General features: G+C 58.0%; 19 protein-coding genes and 1 pseudogene. 3 read left to right on the top strand and 17 right to left on the bottom strand.

The annotated features are described in order from the left end of the window. Position 1 precedes the first annotated feature (1 nt). The 15 genes from phnO to ACMGGU_RS23280 form a co-directional block, all read right to left on the bottom strand. Complete coding sequence (gene phnO / locus ACMGGU_RS23210; RefSeq protein WP_045909193.1) at positions 2–436, bottom strand: aminoalkylphosphonate N-acetyltransferase; 435 nt, start codon at positions 434–436, stop codon at positions 2–4. Continuing rightward, positions 429–980 carry a ribose 1,5-bisphosphokinase gene (gene phnN, locus ACMGGU_RS23215; RefSeq protein WP_090393124.1) on the bottom strand — a complete coding sequence of 184 codons (552 nt, stop codon included), beginning with the start codon at positions 978–980 and terminating at the stop codon, positions 429–431. Before phnN ends, phnO begins: the two co-directional genes overlap by 8 nt. After that, positions 977–2,113: an alpha-D-ribose 1-methylphosphonate 5-triphosphate diphosphatase gene (phnM, locus tag ACMGGU_RS23220; RefSeq protein WP_262797288.1), complete on the bottom strand. Its 1,137-nt coding sequence runs from the start codon at positions 2,111–2,113 to the stop codon at positions 977–979. Before phnM ends, phnN begins: the two co-directional genes overlap by 4 nt. Further along, positions 2,110–2,790: a phosphonate C-P lyase system protein PhnL gene (gene phnL / locus ACMGGU_RS23225; RefSeq protein ID WP_252077966.1), complete on the bottom strand. Its 681-nt coding sequence runs from the start codon at positions 2,788–2,790 to the stop codon at positions 2,110–2,112. The genes phnM and phnL overlap by 4 nt, the downstream gene beginning before the upstream one ends. A 158-nt stretch (positions 2,791–2,948) precedes the next feature. Next, positions 2,949–3,704, bottom strand: coding sequence for a phosphonate C-P lyase system protein PhnK (gene phnK, locus ACMGGU_RS23230; protein ID WP_196353092.1), 756 nt, complete (start codon positions 3,702–3,704; stop codon positions 2,949–2,951). Next, complete coding sequence (gene phnJ / locus ACMGGU_RS23235) at positions 3,701–4,546, bottom strand: alpha-D-ribose 1-methylphosphonate 5-phosphate C-P-lyase PhnJ (RefSeq protein ID WP_229226663.1); 846 nt, start codon at positions 4,544–4,546, stop codon at positions 3,701–3,703. The genes phnK and phnJ overlap by 4 nt, the downstream gene beginning before the upstream one ends. Further along, a complete protein-coding gene (locus ACMGGU_RS23240) occupies positions 4,539–5,603 on the bottom strand; it encodes a carbon-phosphorus lyase complex subunit PhnI (protein WP_262797285.1) in 1,065 nt (354 codons plus the stop codon). Before ACMGGU_RS23240 ends, phnJ begins: the two co-directional genes overlap by 8 nt. Next, positions 5,603–6,187: a phosphonate C-P lyase system protein PhnH gene (gene phnH / locus ACMGGU_RS23245; RefSeq protein WP_262805839.1), complete on the bottom strand. Its 585-nt coding sequence runs from the start codon at positions 6,185–6,187 to the stop codon at positions 5,603–5,605. Before phnH ends, ACMGGU_RS23240 begins: the two co-directional genes overlap by 1 nt. Further along, a complete protein-coding gene (gene phnG / locus ACMGGU_RS23250) occupies positions 6,184–6,636 on the bottom strand; it encodes a phosphonate C-P lyase system protein PhnG (RefSeq protein ID WP_045909201.1) in 453 nt (150 codons plus the stop codon). Before phnG ends, phnH begins: the two co-directional genes overlap by 4 nt. Next, positions 6,637–7,362 (bottom strand): phosphonate metabolism transcriptional regulator PhnF, encoded by a 726-nt coding sequence (phnF, locus tag ACMGGU_RS23255; RefSeq protein WP_023326523.1) that lies wholly within the window; start codon positions 7,360–7,362, stop codon positions 6,637–6,639. Between the two features lie 20 nt (positions 7,363–7,382). After that, positions 7,383–8,162, bottom strand: coding sequence for a phosphonate ABC transporter, permease protein PhnE (gene phnE, locus ACMGGU_RS23260; protein WP_048226491.1), 780 nt, complete (start codon positions 8,160–8,162; stop codon positions 7,383–7,385). 102 nt (positions 8,163–8,264) lie between these two features. Then, the gene (gene phnD, locus ACMGGU_RS23265; protein ID WP_420300955.1) at positions 8,265–9,281 is read right to left on the bottom strand and encodes a phosphonate ABC transporter substrate-binding protein; all 1,017 of its coding nucleotides are present in this window, start codon (positions 9,279–9,281) and stop codon (positions 8,265–8,267) included. Positions 9,282–9,305: 24 nt separating this feature from the next. Then, positions 9,306–10,094: a phosphonate ABC transporter ATP-binding protein gene (gene phnC, locus ACMGGU_RS23270; protein ID WP_023618659.1), complete on the bottom strand. Its 789-nt coding sequence runs from the start codon at positions 10,092–10,094 to the stop codon at positions 9,306–9,308. 172 nt (positions 10,095–10,266) lie between these two features. Continuing rightward, positions 10,267–10,707, bottom strand: a complete 441-nt coding sequence (gene yjdN / locus ACMGGU_RS23275) for a VOC family metalloprotein YjdN (protein ID WP_252077969.1) — start codon at positions 10,705–10,707, stop codon at positions 10,267–10,269. Positions 10,708–10,787: 80 nt separating this feature from the next. Beyond that, positions 10,788–11,123 carry a zinc ribbon domain-containing protein YjdM gene (locus tag ACMGGU_RS23280; RefSeq protein WP_008500067.1) on the bottom strand — a complete coding sequence of 112 codons (336 nt, stop codon included), beginning with the start codon at positions 11,121–11,123 and terminating at the stop codon, positions 10,788–10,790. A gap of 594 nt (positions 11,124–11,717) precedes the next feature. Between ACMGGU_RS23280 and crfC the strand changes: the two genes are divergently transcribed. Together crfC and ACMGGU_RS23290 are read left to right on the top strand one after the other, a co-directional pair. Further along, a complete protein-coding gene (crfC, locus tag ACMGGU_RS23285) occupies positions 11,718–14,063 on the top strand; it encodes a clamp-binding protein CrfC (protein WP_063622844.1) in 2,346 nt (781 codons plus the stop codon). Then, positions 14,060–14,935 carry a diguanylate cyclase regulator RdcB family protein gene (locus ACMGGU_RS23290; protein WP_045909207.1) on the top strand — a complete coding sequence of 292 codons (876 nt, stop codon included), beginning with the start codon at positions 14,060–14,062 and terminating at the stop codon, positions 14,933–14,935. Before crfC ends, ACMGGU_RS23290 begins: the two co-directional genes overlap by 4 nt. Positions 14,936–14,999: 64 nt before the next feature. Here the strand turns inward: ACMGGU_RS23290 and kdgT are convergent, their stop codons facing one another. After that, positions 15,000–15,992, bottom strand: coding sequence for a 2-keto-3-deoxygluconate transporter (gene kdgT, locus ACMGGU_RS23295; protein ID WP_045909208.1), 993 nt, complete (start codon positions 15,990–15,992; stop codon positions 15,000–15,002). Positions 15,993–16,642: 650 nt separating this feature from the next. Here kdgT and proP point away from each other — a divergent pair. Continuing rightward, positions 16,643–18,144: pseudogene (gene proP / locus ACMGGU_RS23300) on the top strand (glycine betaine/L-proline transporter ProP). A 33-nt stretch (positions 18,145–18,177) separates the two neighbouring features. On the opposite strand, the gene ACMGGU_RS23305 reads toward proP, so the two are convergent. Continuing rightward, a complete protein-coding gene (locus tag ACMGGU_RS23305; protein ID WP_262823648.1) occupies positions 18,178–19,131 on the bottom strand; it encodes a nickel/cobalt transporter in 954 nt (317 codons plus the stop codon). Positions 19,132–19,321: the final 190 nt, after the last annotated feature.

Here is a 19,321-nt window from a genome sequence, read left to right on the forward strand (position 1 = left end):
TCTAAAGCGGTTTGGTGAATCGGAAATGGCTCTGCGTATATCCTTCACGAACGTAAAAACGATGGGCGTCCACGCGCTTCACGCTGGTGGAGAGTTCGGTCAGCTCCGCGCCGGCCTCACGTGCTACCCCTTCCGCCCAGGCCAGCAGCTGGCTGCCCACCTTTAATCCGCGCGCCTGCGGCATCACCACCAGCTCCTGGATCTCGCCGATCCAGCGCGCGTGATGGAGATGAAACTGCAGGTGCAGGCCGATCATGCCGATGACCTGCCCGTCCAGTTCGGCAAGCTGATAGCGCATATTGCGATCCTGCAGATTGGCAAGATAGCCCGCGTGAAACGCCTGGCGATCGAACTCGGCCTGCTTTAACTCGCAGATTAACGCGTAAACGATTTGCGCATCGTCGGCGGTGGCGGGACGAAGCGTGCAGTCAGGCATGCTGTTTCTCCTTCTGACGGATAAGCGATAAAAAGGTCTCGACTGACTGTAGCAAACTTCCGTCGTTATTGAGGACGTGGCAGTCGGACGGGGTATAGCGGGCCGCACGCTCCAGCCGCTGGTCGATCTCACGGGCAGATTCACGACCCCGGCTCTGCAACCGGCTGCGCAGGACGTCCGGTGAAACCTGCAGGCAGACCGGCAGCAGGGCCGCTCCATAGCGGGCGCGCGCTTGCGAAAGATGCGCCCGTGAACCGTTGACCAGCACGTCGAACCCCGCATGCAGCCACAGATCGGTCTCGATGCCGATCCCGTAGTAATAACCGTTGGCGTGCCAGCTCAGCGCCAGCAGATTTTGCCCGGCACGGGTGAAAAACTCCTGCTCGCTCAGGGCGATATGGTTTTCACTCCCCGCATTCGCCGACCGGGTAATGTACCGGTGCGCCACCAGCAGTTGCGGATGCTCCTGCTGCCGTAAGGCGGACAGCAGGCTGTCCTTACCGGAGCCGGACGGCCCCATTAACCAGATAAGTCTTCCCATCAGAACACCCTCTTTCCCTGACGCCAGACGTGGTCGATATGGATGTGCTCGCCCCTGCGGTGGGCCAGCACCATATCCGCCCGCTTGCCTTCGGCTATCTCGCCGCGATCCTGCAGGTTAAGCGCCGAAGCCGGGTTTTTCGTCACCAGGCGAATCGCCTGTGGTAGCGTAAAGCGGTTGCCCTCGTCGTCGGCCACCCGGAACGCCGCGTCGAGCAGGCTGGCGGGGTAATAGTCGGACGAGAGGATATCCAGCAGGCCGAGGGAAGCGAGCTTGCTTGCCGCGACGTTGCCGGAGTGTGAGCCGCCGCGCACGATGTTCGGTGCGCCCATCAGCACGTTCATCCCGTGCTTGCGAGAGGCTTCAGCCGCCTCGAACGTGGTGGGAAATTCAGCGATCACGCTGCCAAGCTGGTGGGATTCGACCACGTGATCGTGTGTGGCGTCGTCATGGCTGGCCAGCGCGATATTCCGGTCCCGGCACATCGCCGCGATCCTGAGACGGTTAGGCTGCGACCACTGTGCCGCAAGCGCCAACTGCTCTTCTTCGTAACGGGCCATCTCCGCATCGCTGAGAGAATATTTGCCCTGATAGTATTCGCGATACTTTTCAATGTTGGCGAACTGACGCTGCCCCGGCGAGTGGTCCATCAGGGAGACCAGCGAGACCGGCTCGCGGCCTACCAGCTTTTCAAACAGCGGCAGGGTGGTGTGGTGCGGCAGCTCGCAGCGCAGGTGCAGGCGGTGCTCGGCGCGGTTGAGGCCGCGTTTTTGCGTCTCCTCCACGGCGTTGATCATCTTCTCCAGGTTCTCCAGACGGTCGCCGCCGTCGCGCACGTCACCGATGGCCACCGCGTCCAGTACGGTGGTGATGCCGCTGGCGACCATCAGCGCGTCGTGGCTGCTCATCGCTGAATGCGCGGGCCAGTCCACCTTCGGCCGTGGCGTGAAGAACTTGTCCAGATTATCGGTATGCAGTTCGATCAGCCCCGGCAGCAGCCAGCCGCCGTCGCCGTCCATCGCTTCGGGTGAGCGGCTCTGGGTTTCGGCAAACGCGCGGATTGTTCCGTCCTGGATCTCAATCGAGCCGCCAACCACCTCATTGTCCAGTACCAGCTTGACGTTATTGATAATCATGCGGGAGTCCCCATTGGGTGCAGCCTGTCCGCGACGCGGGTGCGAACGCTCTCGTCGTGGAAGATCCCGACGATCGCCGCCCCGCGCGCTTTGGCCTGTTCGATCAGTTCCACCACGGCGGCGCTGTTTTTGCTGTCGAGCGAGGCGGTGGGTTCATCCAGAAGTAAAATCGGGTAGTCGACGATAAAGCCGCGGGCGATATTGACGCGCTGCTGCTCGCCGCCGGAAAAGGTCGACGGGGCAAGGTGCCAGAGGCGCTCGGGCACATTGAGGCGCGTCAGCAGGCTGGCGGCTTTGGCGGCGCAGGATTCGCGCGGCACGCCGAGATCCAGCAGGGGCTGCATCACCACGTCGAGGGCGGAGATCCGCGGGATCACCCGCAGAAACTGGCTCACCCAGCCGATCGTGGTGCGGCGCACCTCCAGCACCTTCCGCGCGGGAGCCTGTACCAGGTCGACCCATTCATCGCCGTGGCGAATATGAATATGGCCTTCGTCGGGCAAATAGTTGGCGTAGAGGGAGCGCAGCAGGGTCGATTTTCCGCTGCCGGAGTGGCCGTGCAGCACCACGCATTCGCCGCGATTAACCTCCAGAGAGGCATTTTGCAGAACCGGCAGACGCACGCCGTTTTGCTGGTGGAGCACAAAGGTTTTACTTACGTTTTGTACGTGGATCATGTTGGCCTCGTGATTTGTTTTGCCGGGTGGCGGCTTCGCCTTACCCGGCCTACAAGGTGCGGTGTTCGTGTTGCCGGGTGGCGGCTACGCCTTACCCGGCCTACAAGGTGCGCTATTCGTAGGCCGGGTAAGCGCAGCGCCACCCGGCAGCAGCACCCTCAGTTCTGCAACACGGACGACACCAGCAGCTGGGTGTAGGGATGGTGGGGATCGTCGAGCACACGGTCGGTTAACCCACTTTCCACCACCCGACCCTGCTTCATCACCAGCAGGCGGTCCGCCAGCAGGCGCGCAACGCCCAGATCGTGGGTGACAATCACCACTGCCAGGTTCAGCTCTACCACCAGGCCGCGCAGCAGGTCGAGCAGGCGCGCCTGCACCGAGACGTCCAGCCCGCCGGTGGGTTCATCCATAAACACCAGCTTCGGGTGCGTGACCAGGTTGCGGGCGATCTGCAGGCGCTGCTGCATACCGCCGGAGAAGGTGGTGGGCAGGTCGTCGATGCGCGACGCGGGGATTTCCACTTCTTCCAGCCAGTGTTGCGCCGTAGCGCGGATGTTGCCGTAGTGGCGCGCGCCGGTGGCCATCAGGCGTTCGCCTATATTTCCCCCCGCCGAGACCTGACGGCGCAGGCCGTCCATCGGGTGCTGGTGCACCACGCCCCACTCGGTGCGCAGCAGGCGGCGGCGCTCGGCCTCGCTCATGCCGTAGAGCGAGGCGCCCTCATACAAAATGTCGCCGTTCTGCGGCGTCAGGCGCGCGGAGATGGACTTCAGCAGGGTGGTTTTGCCTGAGCCGGACTCGCCGACAATCCCCAGCACTTCGCCCGGCCACAGCTCGAACGACACGTCGCTAAAGCCTTTGCCCGGCGCATACAGGTGGGTCAGGTTGTTAACCGAAAGCAGCGGTTTCATTGGCCGTTCGCCTCGCTCTGTTGGCGGCAAAAATCGGTGTCGGAGCAGACAAACATTCGTTTGCCCGTGTCATCCAGCACCACTTCATCCAGATAGCTGTGTTTGGATCCGCAGATGGCGCACGGCTCGTCCCACTCCTGCACCGTAAACGGGTGATCGTCGAAATCCAGGCTTTCGACACGCGTGTAGGGCGGGACGGCGTAGATGCGTTTTTCACGTCCGGCACCGAACAGCTGCAGGGCGGGCATCATGTCCATCTTCGGGTTGTCAAATTTCGGGATCGGCGACGGGTCCATGACGTAGCGCCCGTTGACCTTCACCGGGTAGGCGTAGGTAGTGGCGATATGGCCGAAGCGGGCGATATCCTCATACAGCTTCACCTGCATGACCCCGTACTCTTCCAGGGCGTGCATGGTGCGGGTTTCGGTTTCGCGCGGCTCGATAAAGCGCAGCGGCTCCGGGATCGGCACCTGGAAAATCAAAATCTGATCTTCCGTCAGCGGGGTTTCGGGGATGCGGTGGCGGGTCTGGATCAGCGTCGCGTCTTCGGTTTTTTCCGTGGTCGCGACGCCCGTTACCCGCTGGAAGAAGTTGCGGATCGACACGGCGTTGGTGGTGTCGTCCGCGCCCTGGTCGATGACCTTCAGCACGTCCGCCTCGCCGATCACGCTGGCGGTGAGCTGGATACCGCCGGTACCCCAGCCGTAGGGCATCGGCATTTCGCGGCCGCCGAACGGCACCTGATAGCCAGGAATCGCCACCGCTTTTAAGATGGCGCGCCGGATCATGCGTTTGGTTTGCTCATCCAGATAGGCAAAGTTGTAGCCGCTTAAGTTAGCCATGTTTGCGCTCCCGTTGCAGGCGTTTCAGCAGTTCCAGTTCGGCCTGGAAATCGACGTAGTGCGGCAGCTTGAGGTGCGAGACGAAGCCCGCGGCCTCGACGTTATCCGCGTGGGCCAGGACGAACTCTTCGTCCTGTGCCGGGCCCGCGATGTGTTCGCCGTAGTCCGGCGCCTGCAGGGCGCGGTCGACCAGCGCCATGGCCATCGCCTTGCGCTCGCCAAGGCCAAACACCAGCCCGTAGCCGCGGGTAAAGTGCGGGTCTTCATTTTCGGGGGCAACAAAACCGTTCACCATTTCGCATTCGGTCATCAGCAGTTCGCCGACGTTCACCGCAAACCCCAGCTCTTCCGGCACGATTTCAACGTCGATGTAGCCGCTGCGAATTTCGGCGGCAAACGGATGGTTACGCCCGTAGCCGCGCTGGGTGGAGTAGGCCAGCGCCAGCAGATAGCCTTCGTCGCCGCGCATCAGCTGCTGCAGGCGGGACGAACGCGAGCACGGGTAAACCGGCGGCGTGCGGGTGATGTCATCCGGCTGCGCGCCGGAATCCGCTTCCGTTTTCGCCAAACCCTGTTTCGCCAGCAGGCTGAAGACGTGCGGAGACGGTTCCTGTTCGGCGTCAGAGGTACTGAGTCGTGGCGCCTCGCCGTTCGCCAGCAGGGTAAAATCCAGCAGGCGATGGGTGTAGTCACAGGTAGGGCCAAGCAGCTGGCCGCCGGGGATGTCTTTATAAACGGCAGAAATGCGGCGCTCCAGGCGCATCTCCGCCGTGTTCACCGGCTCGCTGACCGCCAGTTTCGCCAGCGTGGTGCGGTAGGCGCGCAGCAGGAAGATCGCTTCCACGTTATCACCGCTGGCCTGCTTCAGGGCCAGCGCCGCCAGCTCGCGGTCGGCGATGCCGCCTTCGGTCATTACCCGGTCTACGGCGAGATTAAGCTGCTGCTCAATCTGGGCGACGCTCAGCTCGGGGAGCTGTTCATCGCCCCGTCGTCTGTGCGCCTGCAGCGCATGGGCGGCGGCGATGGCCTTCTCACCCCCTTTGACGGCAACGTACATCAGCACACCTCCACGTGGGTGGTCCGCGGGATGGCCAGCAGGCGCTCGCCGCAGGTCAGGATCAGGTCAATGCCCAGCGGGAACGGGTGCGGGCGCTCGGTCAGCTCGTGAATGATGCACTCCGGCAGCTGCGGCGCGACCATGCGTTCTTCGGCGATGCCTGCGCCGGTCAGGCGCAGCATGCGGCCGCCGCTCAGGCTGGCGACCTGCAAAATCAGCGTGGCGCTGGTTTCCGGGGCGACGGCGGTGCCTTCGCTCAGGGCATTCAGCTGTTCATGGCTGATTTGTTCGTCGGCCACGGCAAAGATCGCCTGCCGGGGCTGATCGACCAGCGGAGCGCCGGTGTGAAAACGCAGGTTCTGGCTGGCGATATCGTTCGACAGGGCGCCCGAAAGCCATACCGGGGTATCGTTGTCGGCCAGGGTCAGCAGTACGCTGGTGGTGGCCAGATTTAGCGGCAGCCAGCCCTGGGAGAGCTGGTGCAGCGAGACAATAACTCCCGGCTCGCTCATGGCCTTCAGCAGGCGACGAAAACTGTGTTGGGCATCCTGGACGGCCAGGGTAAAAGCAGGTTGAAGCGTCATGCGTTGTCTCCGCGAACGAGCGTAAAGAAGTCGACCCGGCTGGTATTCACTTCGGCCTGACGCGCGGCAAGACGTGCGGCGCGGTCGGCCTCCAGCGGGGAAATAAGGGTTTCCATCAGCGTCTGGAAATGCGGTGGTTCCTGTAAAAGCGCGTCGATGACCGCGCAGCGCTCGGCGTGGGCTTTATCACGCCCCAGCACGTAGCTGTAGCCCAGCGTGCCGCTGTGCAGGCGGATCGCTGCGCGGGTGAGGGTGGCATCCCCGGCGAAAAAGCGCTCGCCGGTGCCGCCCATGCGCGCCTGGATCTGCACAAGGCCGATCTCCGGCGCGCGGAGGATGTCGTACCCGGGAGCCAGGCTAAGGGCGTTCATGCGGGCAGACAGCGCAGCAGGCTGGCTGTGGGCCAGCACGCGCATCCAGCGCTGTCGGGTGGCGGTGTCGAAGTGCATTCAGTGCTCCATGGTGAATTCGATCATGTCGGCGCGGGTCAGGCTGACGGAATATTCCGTCGCGTCGATCTCGCCGTCACGGTGGTTGAGGGTGCGCACGCAGAGCAGCGGGGCCATATTGGGGATTTCGAGCACTTTGCTCTCTTTCGCCTGCGCGCGGCGGGCGCTGATACGCGTCTGGGTGCGTTTCAGCGCAATGCCTGTCGCATTCTGGAGAAAATCATGTAGCGAACCGCTGGAGAAATTCTGCAGCACTGGCCAGAGGGTGAGATCCGCGAAGTAGTGGTCTATCTGGCACACCGCGACGCCGTTGACCCGGCGCAGGGTGCGAAGGTGGATGACGTTGTCGCCCTCCTGAATACCCAGCGCGTCCGCCACGTGGCTGGAGGCCGGGCGTAAGACAGAGAGCAGCTTTTCGCTGGTCGGGTGGCTGCCCTGATCCAGCAGGTTCTGGCTAAAGCGCGCCTGGGCGTTAAGCGGGTAGTCGAACGGGCGCATCAGCACCAGCACGCCCACGCCCTGGCGGCGCTGGACCCAGCCGCGCTCGACCAGCTGGTCAATGGCGCGGCGCAGGGTGTGTCTGTTCACTTCATAGCGGTCGGCAAGCTGCTGCTCGGCAGGAAGGTAGTCTCCGCAGCGGTAGTGCGTGCGCAGCTCCACTTCGAGCTTCGCCGCAATCTCTTGCCAGCGGGTAGGGTAACTGGTCGGATGTCTGGATAAGTGCATAGAAAACAAAGCCTCGCTTCTCAGATGAAGTGCTTACGCAAACGTTGAGAGAGGAAATCCAGCAGGCTGACGGTGACGATGATGAGCACCATCAGGGCGCAGGTTTGCTGGAACTGGAAACCGCGAATCGCTTCCCACAGGGTGACGCCAATCCCGCCTGCGCCGACCATGCCGACGACGGTCGCGGAGCGGACGTTGGACTCAAAGCGGTACAGGGAGTAGGAGATCAGCAGCGGCATCACCTGTGGCAGAACGCCGTAGAGGATCTCTTCGATTTTGTTGGCGCCGGTCGCGCGAATGCCTTCCACCGGACCGGGCTCAATGGCTTCGACCGCCTCGGAGAGCAGCTTGGAGAGCACGCCGGTGGTGTGGATGAACAGCGCCATGACGCCCGCAAACGGACCCAGGCCGACGGCGACCACGAACAGCATCGCAAAGACCATTTCGTTGATTGCTCGACAGGCGTCCATCAGGCGGCGCATGGGCTGGTATACCCACCACGGCACGATGTTTTCGGCGCTCATCAGGCCAAACGGAACAGAGAGAATAACGGCCAGCGCGGTGCCCCAGACGGCGATTTGCAGGGTGACCGCCATTTCGCTGAGGTAGTCCTGCCACTGGCTGAAGTCCGGCGGGAAGAAGTCGGCGGCGAAGGTCGCCATGTTGCCCGCGTCTTTGAAGAGCAGCAGCGGATCCATTTCCGCGCCCTTCCAGGAGATAACCAGCACCGCCAGCAGGATGGCCCAGCTTATGAGCGAGAACCAGCTGCGCTTTGGCGGTGGGAGGGTGATGGTTTGCATGTTTGGCTCCGTGGGGCTTTGTGTGCCGGATGGCGCTACGCTTATCCGGCCTACGATCCAAAATGTAGGCCCGGTAAGCGCAGCGCCACCGGGCGAAAAGCGTTACTGCACCGCTTTATTCACGCTGGTCATCGCGCCGAGCGCGGCGGTCAGGCGGTCGAGGTCTTCAAGCTGGGCCTGAATCGCGGCCACTTTGCTGGTCTTCTCCTCGTCCTTCAGGCCTTTGTTGTCCTTCACGCCCTGCATCTCTTTAAACAGCGCCAGCTGGCGAATCGGGACCAGCTGCAGGTCGCTTGACGGGCGGAACGGCGCCCAGCCCAGACGTTCGAGGACCGCTTTCTCTTCCGGCGTTTTGCCATAGGTCATAAAGAAGTCGTACACCTTGTCCTTGGTGCTTTCGGACAGGTTTTTACGCCACACGATCGGGTCGCCGGGGATCAGCGGGGATTTCCAGATAACCTTGATCTCTTTCAGCTTGTCCGGTGCGGAGGTCTTCAGCTTGTCGAGGTTCTCGGTGTTGTTGGTGGCAACATCCACCTGCTTGTTGGCCACGGCCAGAGCGTTGGTTTCATGGCTGGCGTTTACCGTGCGTTTGAAGTCGCTGGCAGAGGCGTTGTTTTTGGCGAAGACGTAGTAGCCAGGGACCAGGTAGCCGGAGGTAGAGTTCGGATCGCCGTTGCCGAAGGTCAGCTCTTTGCGTTTGGCGAGCATGTCATTGAGGTTGTTGATCGGGCTGTCTTTGTTGACGATCAGCACGCTCCAGTAGCCCGGGGAGCCATCTGCCGCGACGGTCTGGGCAAAGACCTGGCCGTTCGCGCGGTCCACCGCTTCCATGGCGGAGAAGTTGCCGTACCAGGCGATGTCCACTTTGTTAAAGCGCATCCCCTGGATGATGCCTGCATAGTCCGGGGCGAAGAAGGCGTTCACTTTGATCCCCAGTTTGGTTTCCATATCTTTCAGGAACGGTTCCCACTGAGGTTTCAGGTTTTGCTGTGATTCCGTCGAAATAATGCCGAAATTCAGCGCTTTTTCCTGCTCTTGTGCATACGCCGGGCTTAACAGGGTGCTGAGGCTGAACATGCTGGTAAAGGCCAGCGCGGCAACGGCTTTGTAGCTCATGTACTTTCCTCGGATCGGGTTTAATTAAGCAGCCTGCGCGTTCTCTTCGACGCGGTTAATGCTGCGGTAGAGATGGTCAAAACGTTCGTTATCAAACTGATGGCTCGCGCCATCAAAGAACACGTGTCCCTGACGCAGGGCGACGATGCGTTCGCAATAGCGCAGGGCGTAATCCACCTGATGCAGCGTGACCACCACGGTAATGCCGTCGTTCTGGTTAATGTCGCGCAGGGTTTCCATCACGATGCGGGCGGACTCCGGGTCCAGCGAGGCAATGGGTTCGTCAGCGAGAATGATTTGCGCTTTTTGCATCAGCGCGCGCGCAATCGCCACGCGCTGTTGTTGTCCACCGGACAGGGTGGAGACGCGCTGGTGGGCGAAGTGCGCCATGCCGACGCGAGTCAGCGCCTGTAAGGCTTCTTGCTTCTGGGAAGGGGTGAACCAGCGCAAACAGGTGCGCCAGAACGGGGTGCTGCCGAGCGCGCCAATCAGCACGTTCTCCAGCACCGTCAGGCGGTTTACCAGGTTGAACTGCTGGAAGATGTAGCCCGTCTGGGCACGGCTCTTGCGGATATCGCTCGCCAGACGCCCCGCGCGCTGCACGGTATTACCCAGCAGCTCGACGTGGCTTTCCGGCGTTTTATCGCCGGTGATAAGCCCGCTCAAATGGCGCAGAAGGGTGGATTTACCCGAGCCGGAAGGCCCGAGAAGCGCCACCATGTCGCCCTGCCGGACGGTCAGATCAACGGCATGCAGAGCCTTGTTGTGATTGAAGGTCTTGCTCAGTTTCTCGACGCGGATGACAGTTTGCATGTGCTGGGCCTCACGATAAATGTGGCCTCATGCTGGCGCATCAATGTGACATTTGGGTTAAGTGCAGGTTGCGGGAGTTTGAAGAGTTGAGCGGAGTTTGATGACAATCACCGTAGGTCCGGTCAGCGCAGCGCCACCGGCGCTATGGGCGGATGCGCTGCGCGTGTCCTGCCTACGACGTTTGTTGCTTGACGACGTTAATCATCCACGGCACGCCGTATTTGTCGGTGACTTTACCGAAACCGTGCGCCCAGAAGGTCTCCTGCCAGGCCATTTCGATATTCCCGCCATCGGCAAGGTTGTCGAACCAGCGCTTGCCTTCATTGACGTCCTGGGTGTCGAGCACCAGCGTAAAGCCCGCGTACTGCGTGTTACTGCCGGGCGGCATCCCGTCGCTCATCATGATATCGCTGCCCGCAATGCGGACGTTGGAGTGGGCGATAGCCGAATCCGGAAATTGCATACCGGACGGACAGCCTTCATCGCTGTTATCGCTTTTTGGCATTTCGCCGAAGGTAATTTTATAGAGAAGCTCTGCGCCGACGGCGTGCTGGTAGAAGGCGGTGGCCTCAGCGCAGTTGCCGGCGAAAGAGATGTAGGGACTTAACGGCATAATCTTTACCTCACGTAAGAAAAGCCCATTAAGTGTAGTTCCCGAAAGCCCGGCAAGCGAAGCGCCACCGGGCGGGTAAATCAGTTCTTTTTCACGAACTCAGATTTCAGTTTCATCGGACCGAAGCCGTCAATTTTGCAGTCGATATTATGATCGCCTTCAACCAGACGGATATTCTTCACTTTGGTGCCGATTTTCAGCATGGAAGAACTGCCTTTCACCTTCAGGTCCTTAACGACGGTAACGCTGTCACCGTCCGCCAGCAGATTGCCGTTCGCATCTTTCACGATGAGCGCATCAGCATCCTGAGCCGGCTCGGCATCATTCCATTCATGAGCGCATTCCGGGCAGATGAACATGCCATTATCTTCATAGGTGTATTCAGAATTGCATTTTGGGCAGTGTGGAAGTGACATATCGGTATCCTCAAAAGTGTAAACGCGCTGGAAAGTGCCAGCAAAATGACGGCAGGGTGCCGAAAAAGGCGGCAAGTATAGCGCAAATCCACACCGTTGTCGGTGATATTGTGAATTAAAAAAGGCAAAAAGCGTATCGGGAGTGACACGTTCTGTCAGTCAGTTAAGCGATGCTTATGCCCATTAACACGGTGGGAAGAAATGACGATAAATATATCGAATATTTTATTGCAGCAAATTGCTACGCTCTGCCATTTCGGATAAGGTGAAGCGACACATTGTTATTTATCGCCGGACTTCACTGCCCTACATATCTTATGGCAGTGGCGCATTACCTCTCTTTTTAGGTGGATAAATAATGATGATATATCCTGAAGTTTCTTAAAAATGGGCTACGCTTTTTTCTTTTGGCTAACGGGCCAGGAGAGAAGCTATACACGCCATGCAAGGATAGTGAATTATTTCTGATTATCTTCAATCAGTTATATTTCGGCGAACATGTTTTCCACACGTGATCATATAAGCCTGAACGACATAATTAAAACAAGTGGCTTAATAAAAGTAATAAATTTGCGTTAAGGAAAGGCTTTTATCATGCACACACAGACCATTTTTGAATTAAGCCAGGAAGCGGAGCGTTTGTTACAGCTTGCCCTGCAAAATCTTGATACGTTGAAATCAATGCCGACTGCAATGCTGGAGAGCACTGCGGCTGCTATTACTGGCGAAACGAACAACGTTTTACCTTTGCATTTTAGCGCGCGCGGCGTCGACGCGCAGCAGGCGATGCTGAATAATGAATTACGGAAAATAACCCGGCTGGAAATGGTCCTGGCCATTGTGGGCACCATGAAAGCGGGGAAATCGACCACCATTAATGCGATTGTGGGTACCGAAGTGCTGCCGAACCGCAATCGTCCGATGACGGCGCTGCCGACGCTGATCCGCCACACGCCGGGTCAGAAGGAGCCGGTGCTGCATTTCTCTCATGCCTCCCCGATTGATGAATTGATCCAACTGCTTCAGAAACAGTTATGCGATTACGATCGCGGGAAGCTGGCCCAGCGTCTGGAAATTGATAAAGACATGAATACGCTGCTGGAGCGCATTGAAAAAGGGGAAGCGTTTGAGAAGCATCATCTGGGGGCGCAGCCGATATTTCATTGTCTGAAAAGCCTCAATGACCTGGTGAGACTTTCCCAGGCGCTGGGCGTGGCGTTTCCGTTCTCGGAATATGCGGCTATCGAACATATCCCGGTCATTGAAGTGGAGTTCGTGCATCTTGCGGGCCTGGATGCCCACCTCGGGCAGTTGACGCTGCTCGACACACCCGGGCCGAACGAGGCCGGACAGCCGCATCTGCAAAAAATGCTCAGCGAGCAACTCTCTCGCGCATCGGCGGTGCTGGCCGTGATGGATTATACCCAGCTTAAATCCATCTCTGATGAAGAAGTCCGCCAGGCCATTTCCGCGGCGGGAAAATCGGTGCCGCTGTATGCGCTGGTGAATAAATTCGATCAGAAAGATCGCAATAGCGACGATGAAGAACAAATCCGGGCGATGATCTCCGGCACCTTAATGAAAGGCAATATTTCGCCTGGGCAGATTTATCCCGTTTCGTCCATGTGGGCGTATCTGGCGAACCGCGCGCGCTACGAGTTGAGTACGCACGGGCAACTGCCGGATCATCAGGAGCAACCCTGGGTGCAGGATTTTGCCGAAGCGGCACTCGGACGTCGCTGGCGTACGGCGGACCTGGACGATATCGACCATATCCGACATTCTGCCGATTTGCTCTGGGAAGATTCGCTCTTCGAGCAACCGATACGCAAACTGATTTACGCAGCCTATGCCAATGCCTCGCTATACGCGCTGCGTTCAGCCTCGCATAAGCTGCTCAACTACGCGCAAAATGCCCGCGAGTATCTCGATTTCCGCTATCAGGGGCTGACGGTGGCCTTTGAGGCGCTGGAGTTGAATATCGCACGTCTGGAAGAGGACATGGCGCTTTTGCAGACGCGTCAGTGCGTGGTGAGCGATGAGGTGAAACACGAGGTTGAGGAAGCGCTGAGCGCTACCGCGGACTTTATCGGGTCCCAAAAAACCGCGCTACACCATGAGATTGACCTGGTGTTCAGCACGCACCCGATTCTTGATTTGCCAGGCACCGACCGGCAGAACCTTCGCGGTGAGGTGCTGAAGCAGCTGGTTCTGGACGATGAAGGGCAGGCGCAGATTGCGCTGAGTAAATTACGCGCCTCCTGCGAGCAGGTGATGCTGGATGCCCAGACGAAGATCGGCCGGGAGCTGGCGTTACGCTTCGATCAGCTGGAGTCCACGCTGGCACGCTCCCTGAACGAAGCCATGCGACCCATCGAAACGCGTATTAAAGAGCATCTGAGCCATGCGGGTTTTCGGGCGCGGATCAGCTTCCCGGCGTTTCAGGCAAGCCAGCTTAACTTCAATACGCGGGCGCTGTTCAACGATGCGATTGCGCAGGACGACAGCCAGACCGTCCCTCCCTCCGGCGGGAGCAGCATGCGTGAAACGGTCTCTCGTTGGCTCAATAATCCGGGCTGGGGCTGGGACGAGTATGTGGAAACGCGCACGCGGTATGTTATCGACATTGCGCAGCTACATGACAAATTTAAGCAACATATTGATCAGTTTTGTGAACAAATACGTAAAGCTTTGTCCGCGCAGGTCGATGTCTCTGTTACGGCAGGAATGGCGACGTTCTTTGCAGAATTTTCGTTGTGCCTGACCGGGTTACAGGAAAGCTTGCGTGATAGCCTCGCAGTGCGTCAGCAAAATGAGCACTCAACCCGAGCGCTCTGCCAGTTGTTGAAGCAAAGCATCACTACTGCGACGTGGATACAGGAAGATACCCGACTGTTACGCGATGATATTCAAACCCTATTCGCGGCAGAGCAACCATGACAACACCACTACTGGACGGCCCCGGGCGAACGCTGGAGTGTATTAATCCAAAATTTATGGTCGATCTGGTGCAGGGGGGAGACGCAGCGCGTCATCCTCGCCTGGGACCACAGCAGCTGCAGTTTCGTGAGCGTTTGACGCAGGAAATCATGACGCATACCCGGCTACGCCCCTGGGCGATGGCGGGGATGCTCAATGAAAATGCGGGGCTGCGCCTGGGGCTGGCGGAAAAACTGGCCAGCATGCTTGATCCGGGTCATCTCGCGCTGACGCTGATGGCAGAGAAGCTGATAGCGCTGCGTCAGCAGACTCACCCGCGCACCCTGCAGTCCCCCGGACTGACACAGCAGTACGCCGATCTCGTGTCTCATTTTACCCAACGCGCAGCCTATAAGGAAAAGGCGCTGACCCAGCGCGGCCTGACGGTGCAGGCGGGTGAGCACAGCGAGCAAATTTTTACCCGCTGGCGGGCCGGGCATTATGATGGCTGGTCGCTGGCCGGGCGCTGTTTTATCGTCCTGGAGGAGCTGCGCTGGGGGGCATTTGGCGACGCATGCCGTCTCGCAAACGAAGATGTGGCGGCAATGCTTAAGGATAACCTGCGCAGCATGGCGGCTAACTATCTGGCGCAGGGCATCAATGCCTCCCCCACGACCCGCCATTTTTATCACCAGTGGCTGACAACGCCGGCTTCGCCGGGATTGATCGATCATAAAGACATGCTGGGCTGGCTGGGGGACTGGTGTCAGGCGGATAAGCATCCGGTGAGCTGGTCAGTGACGCAAAACTGGCAGACCGTCGCGCTGGGAATGCCGAGGCTCTGTTCGGCAAAACGGCTGGTGGACGGGATGGTGGAAGAGATTTTTGGGTGAATCCCTTCTTCCCCTCACCTTGATCCTCTCCCTGGGGGGAGAGGGAATGGTTTGGTGCGGCGCGTTAATGATTCATTTCAATTGGTTTCGGTTCAGGCTGGGTCTCTTGCATATTCCCGTAGCGTTTCGCATACAGCGCCGTGACGATCGGCACCAGAATCGCGGTGACAATCACGCTGGCCGCAACCAGCGCCGTCGCGGAAGCGGCCACCGGTTCGAAGGCCGGGTTAATCTGGGCAATAATCACCGGGTTGGCGACGGCAGCGCCTGCGGCTGAAGAGGCGGCGACGCCCGCTGTGCCGTTTCCTCCGCCGATCGCGCGGTCGGCAATGATTAGCGGGATACCGGTAATGATAATTACGGCGACACCCAGCACAATACCCAGCAGGCCGGTATCAAGGATAACCTTCAGATTGATGGTGTTCCCCAGCGCGAAGCCGAAGAACGGGATCAGCACCGGCGTGGCTTTGCTGAAGAAATCACGCAGATCGTGATCGAGATTGCCAAGGGCAAAGCCGATCAGGAAGGGCAGGATCGCGCCGACAAAGTGGTGGGGTTCAAAAGAGGCCAGGCCAGCAGACCCCAGGATCAGCATCGTCATCAGCGGGCCAGACTCCAGAGACATCAACACAAATGCGCCGGACTCTTCTTTTGTCCCGTACTGATTCATCAGGCTGGCGTACAATCCGCCGTTAGTCATATCCATCGCTGAGACAATCGCCAGGACCGATAATCCCGCGAAGAACCCGGTCTGAATTCCAGTCTCCGGGATGAACATCGCGCATATCATCGCTACTGCCCAGGCTACCGCTATTTTGGTTATTACCAGCGTACCGGATTTCCGTAATACGGTACCCGTCGCCCGTAAATTAATGGATGCACCGATACAAAAAAACCAGACGGCAAGAATCGGAACCGTGCCCGTTATCATGCCTTTTGTGAAACCGCCAAAATAAGCCCCAGTATCAGGGGCAAGGGTATTCAGGATGGCGCCCAGTACCAGCGGAACCAGCATCATACCGCCGGGTATGCGTTCTATCGTGGCTTTAATCTTCATAGACAATCCTCACATCTGACCCCGCCTGACGGGCGATCGGTGCTAAAATTTAGTCAATAAATTCAATTGATTGGCGTTTGTGCTTGAGGGGCATTTCTCGATAACCCTGCAAGGAAAATAAATGAGTGCTCTCGATTGACCTCATTGGAAAACACATGAAACGTTGTATTCGGATTTATCATGCGATCAATGGAATATTGATTCAATGAAAATAAAACATCGTTTTAGTTATCTTTGTCACATATTCAATGTAAAAACATCGATGGCTTCCTGATGATGAAAATTTATGTAAATTGGATGTGAGAAAACGTGGTTTGTTTTTTTGTTGAGAAAGAACTCATGATGTGTGTGAAGGGGCTCTAAAGGCGGGGATGAGAAAGTGCTTATTTGCACTCATTGACAAATCCGGGAACGAGTTGACCTGACGCTGAAATATGTGTGAAGTTGATCACAAATATAAACGCTGGTAGGGTACAAAGGTCATTAACTGCCCAGGCAGGCGTCAACAGGTTCGGTTGTATCGACGTAAAACGTCAATGTAAGTAAACCTGCTACGCTTGAATAAGGCGATTCGCATGGAGCGGATCCCATGGTTCACAGAACGTAAACTGGACTGTGAAACAGACAGGGCCGAGTCAACGAGGATAGCTATGCTGAGAAGGAAAAAGATTAAACCCATCACGCTTCGCGACGTCACCATTATTGATGACGCAAAACTGCGTAAAGCGATTACCGCAGCCTCGCTCGGTAATGCGATGGAATGGTTCGATTTTGGTGTCTACGGCTTTGTGGCCTATGCGTTAGGTAAAGTGTTTTTCCCCGGGCCGATCCCAGCCTGCAGATGATTGCCGCACTGGGTACGTTCTCCGTCCCCTTCCTGATTCGCCCGCTGGGTGGTCTGTTCTTCGGTATGCTCGGTGATAAATATGGTCGTCAGAAGATCCTGGCTATCACCATCGTCATTATGTCGATCAGTACATTCTGTATCGGTCTTATCCCTTCTTACGCCACCATCGGCATTTGGGCACCGATTCTGCTGCTGATCTGTAAGATGGCGCAGGGCTTCTCCGTGGGCGGTGAATATACCGGCGCCTCGATCTTTGTTGCCGAGTATTCCCCCGACCGTAAGCGCGGCTTTATGGGAAGCTGGCTGGACTTCGGCTCCATTGCCGGGTTCGTTCTGGGCGCGGGCGTGGTGGTGCTGATTTCAACCGTAGTGGGGGAAGCGAACTTCCTCGACTGGGGCTGGCGTATCCCGTTCTTCCTGGCACTGCCGCTGGGGATCATTGGTCTCTACCTGCGTCATGCGCTTGAAGAGACGCCTGCGTTCCAGCAGCACGTCGATAAGCTGGAACAGGGTGACCGTGAAGGGCTGCAGGATGGTCCGAAGGTATCGTTCAAAGAGATTGCCACTAAGCACTGGCGCAGCCTGCTGACCTGTATTGGTCTGGTGATTTCGACCAACGTGACCTACTACATGCTGCTGACCTACATGCCGAGCTATCTGTCGCATAACCTGCACTACTCGGAAGATCACGGTGTGCTGATTATTATCGCCATCATGGTCGGTATGCTGTTTGTGCAGCCGATTATGGGCCTGTTGAGTGACCGTTTTGGCCGTCGACCGTTCATTATTCTGGGAAGCGTTGCGCTGTTTGCGCTGGCAATCCCGGCATTTATTCTGATTAACAGCGATGTGCTGGGGCTGATTTTTGCCGGTCTGCTGATGCTGGCGGTGATCCTTAACTGCTTTATCGGGGTGATGGCCTCAACGCTGCCCGCGATGTTCCCGACCCACATTCGCTACAGCGCGCTGGCCGCGGCCTTTAACATCTCGGTACTGATTGCCGGTCTGACCCCGACGCTTGCCGCCTCGCTGGTGGAGAGCACGCAGAACCTGATGATGCCGGCTTATTACCTGATGGTGATCGCGGTGATTGGTTTGATTACCGGTATTACCATGAAGGAGACGGCGAATCGTCCTCTGAAAGGCGCCACGCCTGCGGCATCGGATATTCAGGAGGCGAAAGAGATCCTGCGTGAGCACTACGATAATGTAGAGCAGAAGATTGAGGATATTGACGCCGAGATTGAAGAGCTGCAGAAAAAACGCTCCCGACTGGTGGATCAGCATCCACGCATCAACGAGTAATAAAGAAACCCGCCAACGGCGGGTTTTCTTTTATTAGCATCCGGCGGCGATGTAGTCGCCATTGGCACTGATGGGGATCACCGTCAGGAACAGCACCGTCGCGAACAGGATCAGGACTATCCCTCCGGCTATTTTGACTGCCGGCACCAGCCAGCTTAATGAGGCGCTTTCTCCGAACCAGGTCACCGTACGTTCGCGGGCGTACCGTACAGCCAGGGAAAGCCCCACAATAGAGAGCGCGGTTCCCAAAGACATGGTCATGACTGCGGCCACTCCCCAGGTAACAATACCCAGCGCGTTCGAGAACATCAGAATCATGATCGCCCCGCTGCACGGACGTGCCCCAATTGCCAGAATCACGCCCAGACGGGTTTTCCAGTCGCCCTGCGTCAGGTCTGTGCCTACGCCGTGATGGCCGCAGCCACAGTGTTCGTCGTGCTGATGAAGCGGCTTAATGGCAGAGACAGACATCCTGCGCGGGCGCAGACTCCTCAGCGCCTGGTAAATGACAAATGCGCCGAATGCGCCAATAAGCACTGCGCTGATCTTCTCCACGTACCAGCGGCTGGTACTGATATCCCCTGAAGCGAGGTTGAACCCTACCGCCAGAATAAAGACAAACAGAATGGCGCTGACGCCCTGCATCAGGCTACCCAGGAAGGGGACGACCCGGGCGGCCAGCTCGCTTTCCTTATTGGTGGTCAGATAGGTCGTCACAATGAATTTTCCGTGCCCGGGTCCGATGGCGTGAAGGACACCATAAAGGAAAGCCCCCGTTAACAGCCATAACCCACCGCTGTACTGGTGGTTATTCAGCTGCAGCAGGTACATCACCAGATAACGGTGCAGGGTAATTTGCGTGGCAAGACACCACTGGATAAAGGCGTTCCAGTGCGTATGCAGGGTAAAACCGGCAAAGAGAATTGCCAGCAGCATCAACCCAGCGGTAGGGAGACGCCAGTCACGGGTGAGGCGTTGTGTGGTCATGAAGCGGCCTGCACAGAGGAGAGTATTTGCCGCTAGTATAGTTGATCTTCCCGCTCAATTCGTGGGATCGCGTCCGGATCCGTGCATGATTGTGGATAACTATGTGCATAAAAGGGTATAAGGCGGGGTTTTGCTGGGGAATGCAGCAGTCAGTCATTTTTTTGCAACTTTTCGGTTGCGGTCGTTCGGG

The sequence above is a fragment of the Enterobacter sp. BNK-8 genome, from assembly GCF_048685095.1.
GTDB classification, from domain to species: domain Bacteria; phylum Pseudomonadota; class Gammaproteobacteria; order Enterobacterales; family Enterobacteriaceae; genus Enterobacter; species Enterobacter quasiroggenkampii.

What these genes read in the sequence shown, in the direction of transcription:
- phnO (WP_045909193.1), bottom strand. Translation starts at nt 436, where the DNA reads ATGCCTGACTGCACGCTTCGTCCCGCCACCGCCGACGATGCGCAAATC.
- phnM (WP_262797288.1), bottom strand. Translation starts at nt 2,113, where the DNA reads ATGATTATCAATAACGTCAAGCTGGTACTGGACAATGAGGTGGTTGGC.
- phnL (WP_252077966.1), bottom strand. Translation starts at nt 2,790, where the DNA reads ATGATCCACGTACAAAACGTAAGTAAAACCTTTGTGCTCCACCAGCAA.
- phnK (WP_196353092.1), bottom strand. Translation starts at nt 3,704, where the DNA reads ATGAAACCGCTGCTTTCGGTTAACAACCTGACCCACCTGTATGCGCCG.
- phnJ (WP_229226663.1), bottom strand. Translation starts at nt 4,546, where the DNA reads ATGGCTAACTTAAGCGGCTACAACTTTGCCTATCTGGATGAGCAAACC.
- ACMGGU_RS23240 (WP_262797285.1), bottom strand. Translation starts at nt 5,603, where the DNA reads ATGTACGTTGCCGTCAAAGGGGGTGAGAAGGCCATCGCCGCCGCCCAT.
- phnH (WP_262805839.1), bottom strand. Translation starts at nt 6,187, where the DNA reads ATGACGCTTCAACCTGCTTTTACCCTGGCCGTCCAGGATGCCCAACAC.
- phnG (WP_045909201.1), bottom strand. Translation starts at nt 6,636, where the DNA reads ATGCACTTCGACACCGCCACCCGACAGCGCTGGATGCGCGTGCTGGCC.
- phnF (WP_023326523.1), bottom strand. Translation starts at nt 7,362, where the DNA reads ATGCACTTATCCAGACATCCGACCAGTTACCCTACCCGCTGGCAAGAG.
- phnE (WP_048226491.1), bottom strand. Translation starts at nt 8,162, where the DNA reads ATGCAAACCATCACCCTCCCACCGCCAAAGCGCAGCTGGTTCTCGCTC.
- phnD (WP_420300955.1), bottom strand. Translation starts at nt 9,281, where the DNA reads ATGAGCTACAAAGCCGTTGCCGCGCTGGCCTTTACCAGCATGTTCAGC.
- phnC (WP_023618659.1), bottom strand. Translation starts at nt 10,094, where the DNA reads ATGCAAACTGTCATCCGCGTCGAGAAACTGAGCAAGACCTTCAATCAC.
- yjdN (WP_252077969.1), bottom strand. Translation starts at nt 10,707, where the DNA reads ATGCCGTTAAGTCCCTACATCTCTTTCGCCGGCAACTGCGCTGAGGCC.
- ACMGGU_RS23280 (WP_008500067.1), bottom strand. Translation starts at nt 11,123, where the DNA reads ATGTCACTTCCACACTGCCCAAAATGCAATTCTGAATACACCTATGAA.
- crfC (WP_063622844.1), top strand. Translation starts at nt 11,718, where the DNA reads ATGCACACACAGACCATTTTTGAATTAAGCCAGGAAGCGGAGCGTTTG.
- ACMGGU_RS23290 (WP_045909207.1), top strand. Translation starts at nt 14,060, where the DNA reads ATGACAACACCACTACTGGACGGCCCCGGGCGAACGCTGGAGTGTATT.
- kdgT (WP_045909208.1), bottom strand. Translation starts at nt 15,992, where the DNA reads ATGAAGATTAAAGCCACGATAGAACGCATACCCGGCGGTATGATGCTG.
- ACMGGU_RS23305 (WP_262823648.1), bottom strand. Translation starts at nt 19,131, where the DNA reads ATGACCACACAACGCCTCACCCGTGACTGGCGTCTCCCTACCGCTGGG.